Origin of the sequence: Clostridium frigidicarnis, from assembly GCF_900111985.1 — a bacterium.
GTDB lineage: Bacteria > Bacillota > Clostridia > Clostridiales > Clostridiaceae > Clostridium_Z > Clostridium_Z frigidicarnis.
In genome coordinates this window covers 1-5,005 of sequence record NZ_FOKI01000082.1, presented here as the reverse complement: position 1 = coordinate 5,005, position 5,005 = coordinate 1, and the positions used below count along the sequence as shown (strand labels likewise).

The 5,005-nt window shown below is 29.5% G+C and carries 4 protein-coding genes, 1 tRNA gene and 1 rRNA gene; 1 reads left to right on the top strand and 5 read right to left on the bottom strand.

Translation table 11 applies throughout. The features are described 5' to 3' along the window. The 3 genes from rrf to BM119_RS19240 all read right to left on the bottom strand — a co-directional run. Positions 1-90, bottom strand: a 5S ribosomal RNA gene (rrf, locus tag BM119_RS19250); the annotation flags it as partial. Between the two features lie 642 nt (positions 91-732). Continuing rightward, positions 733-1,470: a sugar phosphate nucleotidyltransferase gene (locus BM119_RS19245; protein ID WP_177199522.1), complete on the bottom strand. Its 738-nt coding sequence runs from the start codon at positions 1,468-1,470 to the stop codon at positions 733-735. Next, positions 1,470-2,591, bottom strand: a complete 1,122-nt coding sequence (locus tag BM119_RS19240) for a mevalonate kinase family protein (protein WP_177199521.1) — start codon at positions 2,589-2,591, stop codon at positions 1,470-1,472. Before BM119_RS19240 ends, BM119_RS19245 begins: the two co-directional genes overlap by 1 nt. A 171-nt stretch (positions 2,592-2,762) precedes the next feature. Between BM119_RS19240 and BM119_RS19235 the strand changes: the two genes are divergently transcribed. Continuing rightward, positions 2,763-4,007 (top strand): Gfo/Idh/MocA family protein, encoded by a 1,245-nt coding sequence (locus BM119_RS19235; protein ID WP_090043316.1) that lies wholly within the window; start codon positions 2,763-2,765, stop codon positions 4,005-4,007. Positions 4,008-4,110: 103 nt separating this feature from the next. Here BM119_RS19235 and BM119_RS19230 read toward each other — a convergent pair whose 3' ends face one another. Both BM119_RS19230 and BM119_RS19225 read right to left on the bottom strand, forming a co-directional pair. Beyond that, on the bottom strand, positions 4,111-4,644 hold the full coding sequence (locus BM119_RS19230; RefSeq protein WP_090043315.1) for a cysteine hydrolase family protein: 534 nt from the start codon (positions 4,642-4,644) through the stop codon (positions 4,111-4,113). A gap of 281 nt (positions 4,645-4,925) precedes the next feature. After that, positions 4,926-5,000 (bottom strand) — tRNA-Asn (locus tag BM119_RS19225). Positions 5,001-5,005: the final 5 nt, after the last annotated feature.

Genomic DNA, 5,005 nt, shown 5'->3' with positions numbered 1-5,005 from the left:
GTCACCCATGCAGTACCATCGGCCCTCTAAAGCTTAACTTTCCTGTTCGGTATGGGAAGGAGTGTGACCTTTAGAGGCATCATTACCAGATTTTAATTTAATCAAAATCATTGATTTTGTTCACAAACTTTATTTATTTCTTAGAACATTTATTATTATATATTATGTTTTTATCTTTGTCAATGCTTTTTTCAAAAAAATACTTTCAAAAACTCTTTCATGCTGCTCTTTTGAAAATTGTGGTTTACAGTACCTCTCCTCTAAGTTTCAACTCAAAACCCTTGTAAAAGTTGAAACTTAGGCACATTCAAAAAAATAACAAGTCAGCATGCTAGTCTTTAAATAAGTGGAGAGGTGAAAGTTGAAAGTTGAGAGTTGAAAACCTTTAATGAGTGATAAGTTGTGAGTTACAAGTGACAAGTTGCGGATAAATCTTCTCATGAAGATTTAAAATCTTGAAAAAAATATACTTAAAGAAAATCTGTGATTTTTAGCCTGAACTTTCCACTCTTAACCTTCAACTTTATATTTATATTTAGGAAGTCCCCGACTTTCAACAATAATCGTCAATTCTCAATTGTCAATTAAAAAAGGGTGTAGCCTTTTGTTCTCTGACACAAAATATACATGGCATCTTGGACTTGTTATTTTCTTTCATGTGCCTTAGAGGATACTCATACTCACATAAAATTTTATCCTCAACTTTCTATTTCTAAAACTTGTCACTTACAACTACTTGAAATTTGTCTCTATCAGTGTCTCACATTCTTTTAAATCTTCTAATGTATTTACACCTATCATTTCCTTGCATGTATCATTAATGAATATATTAATTTCTATGCCCATTTCTTTAATTATCTCTGGAACATCTGTTAAATAATATTCCTTTTGATTATTATTATTTTTTAATTTCTTTAATGCCTCAAACAAGATTTTAGAATTTATTATATATGGTCCACAATTCAATTCCTTTATCTTTAATTCTTCTTGAGAGCAATCCTTTTCCTCAACCACCCTTTTGAAATTTCCTTCTTTGTCCCTAATTATCCTTCCATATGGACGCTGATTCTCAAATATAGCTGTCATTATTGTACACTTAGAATGTTTATCACCATGACATTTAATAAATTTTTTTAATATACTCTTACTAATTAGTGGCATATCCCCATAAAGTAAAAGCAAATCTTCGTCATAATCTTTTAAAAACTCCTCCGTAACCATTGTAGCATGGCCAGTTCCTAACTGTTGTTCTTGTATTACAAAATTATATTTATTGTCTATTACTTCTAGAATCATTTCTCTTTTATATCCTATTACTATATATGTATCTTTTGCTTCTATAAATGATACATTATCTAAAACATGTTCTATCAGTGTTTTTTCTTTAAGTTTTCTTAATGCCTTTGGTAGGTTAAACTTTTCTGATTGGAGTCTAGTTCCCTTCCCCCCTGCAAGTATCAAGACTTTCATTAAAATATCTCCTCTTTTCTCATTCCTTCTGAACATTGAACAATCCTTCCTGGATATCCAAGCTTATTAACAGCTTCTAATATATCGTTACAATCCTCATCTTTAGCATAAACATAGCAGCATCCACCGCCACCCGATCCATTAACTTTTCCACCTAAGGCTCCATTATTATAAGCGATTTCTAATATTTCCTCAATCTCAGGTGTTGATATTTTAAGTCCATCTCTTAAATTTTTATGATGCCTCTTTATTAATTCTCCTAACTGTTCTTCACAAAACTTGTTATCAATCAGAAGTTTTTTTCCTTGTTGCAAAATTTTATAATTATCTATATTAGCTAAAATATTTCTCTTCTCATCATTCTCTAAGTCATCTAAATATTTTAAGTTGTCCTGATTATATACAAAATCTTTTATGGTCTTTATACCTTTATTTTTTAATTTTTTTAGTCCATTAATTACTGGTATTTTAGCCGTTGATAAAACTTTTGTTGTGTCTTTCTCTACTAACGAATCAAACAATATAAACTTACCTGGTATTCTAATATTTAATCTATCTACTTTAGTGTCCTTATTATTAAAATTTAAATTAACAAGCCCGCCAATCGCTGAAGCATAGTGATCCATCATTCCACCTGGCTCATTAAATTCAACTACTTCTGCCAAAAATCCAAGATAAGCTACTCTTTCTGGATTATTTTTATCTTCAGAATTTATAACTTCCAGTAATAACTTTATAAGTGCAATTATCATTGTTGATGACGAACACATACCCTTACCTATTGGTATTTCTGATACCATAGTTATATCATATCCTTTGTCTAGCCTATACCCTTCCTTTAAAAGAACATTAACTATACTTTTTATATAATCTCTATTATTTTCATAAATTATCTTTGAAGAAAAATCAACTTTATGGTTTACCCACCTATATATATCACCATCCAGTTCATTAAAATATTTACTTCCTATTTTTATATTTAAATTTTTATCATTTCTTTCTTCAGCTTCAGCATAAAACCTTAAGTCTATAGCTTGAGCAATAACTTCTAACCCTAAATAATCTTGATGTTCACCAAAGATACATAGTCTACTTGGTGTTGAAACCTTTATTTTTCCCATGATCATCCCCCCATAATTTCAGCCTATAATACAATATTAACCTTTTCATATTTAAAAAAGAAGACTTATGTGGCAATTTATTTAATATTTCATAAATTCTGATTTTATTCTTTAACTTTATATTGTATCAGTGTAAAATGAGACTATATAAATAAAAAGGGGGAAATTAATATGAATAAATTAACAGCTATTGTCATAGGTGCTGGTGATAGGGGAACTGATGCCTATGCTCCATTTGCCTTAAAAAACCCAGATAAACTTGAAATTGTTGGAATAGCTGAACCTTTAGATGATAGAAGAACTGTTTTTAAAGAAAAGTTTAATCTTAAAGATAATCAATGTTTTAAAGATTACAATGAAATACTCCATGAAGACAAGCTTGCTGATATAGCTATAATATGCACTCAAGATAAACTGCATTTTCAACCTACAATACATGCATTAAAAAAAGGTTATCATGTTTTGCTGGAAAAACCAATGTCTCCTGATGCTAATGAATGTATTGAGATGGCTAAAGTTGCTGAAGAAAATGATAGAATTCTTTCTATATGTCATGTATTAAGATATACTAAATTTTTTCAAAAATTAAAGAATATAATTGATAGTGGAAAAATAGGAAAAGTGGTATCAGTTCAGCATAATGAAAATGTTGGTTATTATCATCAAGCACATAGTTTTGTAAGGGGTAATTGGAGAAACTCTGATGAAACAGCCCCTATGATATTAGCCAAAAGCTGCCATGATATGGATATATTAATTTATCTTATAGGTGAAAATTGCTTAAAAGTTTCTTCTTTTGGTTCATTAACTCATTTCAACAATGAAAATGCACCTAAAGATGCTCCTTTAAGATGTTTAGATGGTTGTCCCCATGATGATGCCTGTCCATATTATGCTCCAAAACATTATTTAGGAGATAATATTGGATGGCCCGTTTGTACTATAACTACTGATTTAAGCTATGATGGTAGATTAAAAGCTTTAAAAGAAGGGCCTTATGGACGATGCGTTTACCATTGTGATAACAATGTAGTAGATCATCAAGTAGTAAATCTAGAATTTGAACATGGTGTTACAGCTTCATTTACAATGTGTGCTTTTACTCATGATGTTGGTAGAACCATAAAAATTATGGGAACTAACGGTGAGATTAGAGGTCACCTTAATAGTAGGGAGATAGAAATACATAATTTCTGTGATAACTCTATGGAAAGAATAAGTTTGCCAGTTCCAAAATCCGGTCATGGTGGAGGAGATTTTGGTCTTATAAAAGATTTTGTTGATCTTGTTAATGGGAAAAGATGTGATTCTTTAACATCAGCTAAAATATCTGTTCAAAGTCATTTAATGGCTTTAGCTGCTGAAAAATCTAGGGTAGAACAAAGAATTATATCAATAGATGAGTTTTTTAAGTAATAAGTAAATTCATCCAAATATGAAAATAGAAGGACAAACACCGTAAATAAGCAGATTTCACCTAGTATTCTAACGTTTATCCTTCTGTTTTCATTGGAGAATTTTATTTCATAAAAATTTTTATAACTTCCTCAACCGATATAACATCAGCAAAACGTTTATTCCAAATCTTATAATTATAAAACTCATAAAGTTTTTCACCAGATAGATAATCATTATCAAAAGTTGTATTTGTTTCTTCTGGAATAATTATTTTATAACCATGATCAAAAGCACTTTTACAAGTAGCATCAATACAATATTCTGTTTGAAGTCCAACCAATATTATTGTATCTATATCCTTGCTATCTAAATATTCCTTTAAATTGGTTTTATGAAAAGCACTATTATATTGTTTTTCAAAGATTAATTCCGTACTATTAGGTGCTATTTCATCATAAATCTGCCATCCATATGTACCACTTTCCAATTCTGTACCTTTTCCATCATCGTGACGTACATACAGCACTTCTTTTTTATTATCTCTTGCATTTAAAATAAGTTTTTTAACATTTTCAATTACTCTTTGTTCATTATAAGGATTTGCATTAATCAATGTATTTTGAACATCTACCACCAACAAAACAATATTACTCATATACCTTACTTCCTTTCATTTAAAAATATAATTAATCTAGTTAAGATTTCGATAATTCACTATATTTGTATAAGTATCCGTCTAAAATACAAAGTGAATAACAATATATAATTAATTTATAAAATCAGATTTTTTGCCATTATTATAAAGTTAAAAAAGCATTCCTTCTTAAATTTCAATAAGCTGCTACATTTAAATAATTGAAATTCTTAACAGAAGTAATACTTTTTTATAAATAAAAAAAACGATAGGTAAAAACCTATCGATATATTCTAAGTAAATGGCTCCGCAGAGAGGATTCGAACCTCCAACCTATCGGTTAACAGCCGAGTGCTCCACCATTGAGCTACTGCGGAACATT